Below are 4,278 nucleotides of genomic sequence, written 5' to 3'. Positions count from 1 at the left end.
CCCGGTCCGATACATCCGCGCCCCCGGCCCGCCGAACGGACACGCCACAAACCGCGACGACGTCAACCCCGACCGGCCGTTGTATCCGTAGGCCAGTCCGGCGCCGGCGACATAGAGTTCGCCGGCGACTCCGGTGGGTACTGGGCGGAGCCAGTTGTCGAGGACGAAGAAGCCCAGATGGGTGAGCGGGATTCCGATGGGGCTGGTGGCATCGGTGAGGTCGTTGGTGGTGATGGGCCGCAGGGAGGCGTGCACGGTGGTTTCGGTGATGCCGTACATGTTGAGTAGTTGCGGCTGTTCGTGGTGGTGGTCTAGCCAGTGGGAAAGTCGTTGGGGTTCTAGGGCTTCGCCGCCGAATACCACGGTTTGCAGGGACAGGGTGCCGGCGTGGGGGGTTGATGCATCGGCGGCTTGCAGGGCGTAGAACGCCGAGGGGGTTTGACTGAGCACGCTGACGTGTTCGTTGATCAGCAGTGCGTGCAGCTCTTCAGCCGAGCGCACCACCGTGTCGGGCACCATGACCAGCCGTCCCCCGCTGAGCAGTGCGCCGAAGATTTCCCAGACCGAGAAGTCGAAGGCCAGCGAGTGGCACTGTGACCACACCCCGTTTGCGGGCACCTGTGGTTGCAGGGTGTCAAGCAGGGTGGTGACGTTGCGGTGAGCGACGGCCACGCCTTTGGGGGTGCCGGTGGTGCCTGAGGTGTAGATCAGGTAGGCGATGTCGTCGGGGGCCGGTGGCGGCGATGCGGTGGCGGGCTGGTTGGTGATGGCCGGGTCGTCGATATCGATGATCGTCAGGTCGTGGCCGGTCAGCCGGGAGGCCAGGTCGGTGGTGGTGAGCGCGGCCAGCGGGGCGGCGTCGGTGAGCACGAACCCGATGCGGGCGTCGGGGTGGGCCGGGTCGATGGGCACATAGGCTGCGCCGGTCTTGAGCACCGCCATCATCGCCGCGATCGCCTCGCCGGTGCGTGGCAACACCACCGCCACCCGCTGGCCGGGGCCCACGCCGTGGCCGGCCAATAGCTGCGCGATCCGGTTGGAGGTGTCGTCGAGCTCGCGATAGGTCATCGAGCGGTCGTGAGCAGTGACCGCCACCGCATCGGGGGTGCGGGCCACCTGGGCGGCGAACAACTCCGGAATCGATACTGCTGCAGCGGTATCGGTGGCTGGTGCGGTCAACACTGCCCGGTTGCCGACCTCATCGAGGTGGGCGTGTTCATCGGCATCCAAGACATCGATCGACGACAGCGGCTGTGTGGGTTGGGCGGTCATCGCCGAGACCACCCGCTGCAACCGCCCGATCAGGGCCTCGATGGCGGCGTTATCGAACACCTCGGTGTCGTATTCCACGCGCAGGGCCAGCTGGGCGCCCGGGATGGCGGCCACCGTCAGCGGATAGTGGTTGTGTTCGCGGGTGGCGAACTCGGTGATCGCCAGCTCGTGCTCACCGGCCAGCGCGGCGGTGTCGACCGGGTAGTTCTCATAGATGAACAGCGTGTCGAACAGCTGGTCGTGGCCGGTGATGTGGTGGATCTCGGGCAGGGCCAGGTGTTGGTGTTCCAGGGTGTGAGTGTGGGCGGCTTGCAGCTGGTCGAGCAGTTCGACGGTGGTGGTGGCCGCGGTGAGGGTGGCGCGCACCGGCACGGTGTTGATCAACAACCCCACCATCGAGTCGGCGCCGACCACCTCGACCGGACGCCCGGACACCGCGGTGCCAAACGCCACATCGTGCTGCCCGGTCACCGAGCTCAGCAGCACCGTCCAGGCGGCCTGCAGCACCGTGGACAGGGTGGTGTGGCGTGACCGGGCCAGCTCGGCCAGGGCTTGGGTGGTGTTTTGGGTCAGCTGATACGGCGCCACCGCGCGCCGCCCCAGCCCCGAGCGTCCCGAGGCCGCCACCAAGGTCGGGGCGTCCAAACCGGCCAGTACCTGGCCCCACGCTTGACGGGCCGCGTCGAGGTCACGCTCGGCCAGCCAGGCCACAAAACTGCGATACGGCGCCGGCGCGGGCAGGCGCTGCCCCAAATAGCCGGCGATGATCTCGTTCAACAGGATCGGCTGCGACCAGCCATCCATCACGATGTGGTGATTGGTCAGCACAAACCGGTGCCGATCGGGCCCGGTGCGGATCACCGCTGCCCGGAACGCCGGCCCGCCGGCCAGATCCCCCACTGCGGCACGCTCGGCGGCGCACACTTGCTGCACCTGCTCCTCGAGGTCAGCTGCAGCGCCATCGAGTTCGAGGTAACGCCAGACCAGTACCGGATCGGCCGGAATGATCTGCACCGGCTCGTCGTACTGCGCGCAGAACCGGGCGACCAGATTCGGATGGCGCTGGACCACCGCGCCCACCGCATCCCGCAACCGGGCCACATCCAAGCCACCGCTGATGGTGACCTCCAGCTGCACCGCATACACATCGTCGCTGCCCGCACCGGTGCCGGCATGAAACAGCAGCCCCTGCTGCAGCGGGGTCAACGGCAACACATCGGCGATCTCGTATTGGCCACACAGCTCATCGAGCTGCGGCTGAGACAGCCGGGCCGGAACGATATCCGACGGCGTCCACCCACCCCCACCGGCGCGCACATGGGCACAAATCCCGGCCAACGCCTCAAACCACAACCGGCTCAACCGCTCTGCCTGGCCGTGATCCAGCGCCGAGGCCGCCCACGTCCAGTTGGCCTGCAACCGCGGACCCTCGGCAGTGTCAGCGGTGACGGCGTTGAGCTCGACGGTATGGGCCAACGACATCGGCAGCGGCGCTACCGCCCCGGTCACCGCCAACCCCTCGGCACTGATGCGCCACAGATCCTCAGAAACCTCGGCTGCCGCCGCGCCCAGACGACCCAGATAGTTGAACCCCAGCACCGGAGCCGAACCACCCAACTCCACCTCGGGGTTCACATACCGCAACAGACCATAGGTCAACCCATCGGGCAACCCACGCAACTGCTCTTTGCCGGCCTTGACCAGCCCCCCCAACGCCGCCTCACCGGCACAGACCTGCCCCCAGTCCAACCCACCCACACGCAACGCCACCGGATACAACGCGGTGAACCACCCCACCACCCGCGACAAATCCACCCCGGCGGCCAACTCCTCATCGCGGCCATGGCCTTCCACATCAATACCGATCGGCGCGCCACCCACACCGGCGAACTCCGCGCACGCCAACGCGAACGCGATCAACAAAATGTCTTGCACCCCAGCATGAAACGCCGCGGGCACCTCACCCAATAGCGTGCGGGTCGTCTCCACATCAAGCTCGGCCGACAAATGCCCCGCCGTGGCCAACGTATCCACCCCAGGCGCCACCCCCGGCAACACCGCCGGGGTCGCAGCCACCTGCCGCCACACCTCGGCGGTGTCCACCACCTGCGGGTCATGGGCGTGCTCAGCCAACAGCGCTGACCACCGCGCGAACGACGTCCCCGTCGCCGGCAGCGCTATCGGCTGCCCGCTGTGATGCTGCGCCCACGCAATATTCAAGTCCTCCAACAGGATTCGCCACGACACCCCGTCAACAGCCAGATGATGAACAATCAACACCAGCTCACCGGTAGAACCCACCCACAACCCACGCAGCAGCACCCCGGCCGCCGGGTCCAACCGCGACCGCGCCGCCACCACCGCCGCGGCGGTCAACACCTCCACCGACTCCAGGCAATCGCGCGCATCCACCGCCCCGACCTCAGGCACCGTCAGCGACCATCCGCCGGCACCGTCATCATCGACCCGGCAACGCAACATGCCATGGCGATCCAGCAACCCCTGCAACACCACCACCACATCGGCGGCAGTCACCCCCGCCGGCGCCGACACCACCATGGTCTGGTTGAACAACTCAATCGGGCCATCCAACTCGTGCCACCAACGCATGATCGGCGTGGCCACCACCGGCCCCACACCCTCATCGACCACACCGGTCTCACCATCGACCACCCCGACAACCCGAGCCAACCGGGCCACCGTCTGCTCAACGAAAATGTCGCGCGGCCGACACACCACCCCAGCAGCCCGCGCCCGAGCCACCACCTGCATCGACAAAATCGAGTCGCCGCCGAGTTCGAAGAAGGAGTCATCGATGCCGACCCGGTCGAGGCCCAGGACGTTGGCGTAAATCCCGGCCAGGATTTCTTCGGTGAGGGTTTCTGGGGCGCGGTAACGGTCGGCGCCGTGGTATTCCGGTGCCGGCAGGGCGCGTTTGTCGAGTTTGCCGTTGACCGTCAACGGCAAGCTGGCCAGCACCACCACGGCCACGGGCACCATGTAGCC

Annotated in this window: 1 protein-coding gene; it reads right to left on the bottom strand. The window is 67.2% G+C overall.

The features are described 5' to 3' along the window. Window positions 1–4,278, bottom strand: a 4,278-nt coding sequence (locus A5651_RS00915) for a non-ribosomal peptide synthetase (protein WP_156662476.1), incomplete at both ends; no start/stop codon positions are given.

The sequence above is a fragment of the Mycobacterium sp. 1274761.0 genome (assembly GCF_001668615.1).
Taxonomy (GTDB): Bacteria; Actinomycetota; Actinomycetes; order Mycobacteriales; family Mycobacteriaceae; genus Mycobacterium.
The sequence above is the reverse complement of the archived record's forward strand: the minus strand, read 5'-3'. Positions and strand labels throughout refer to the sequence as shown.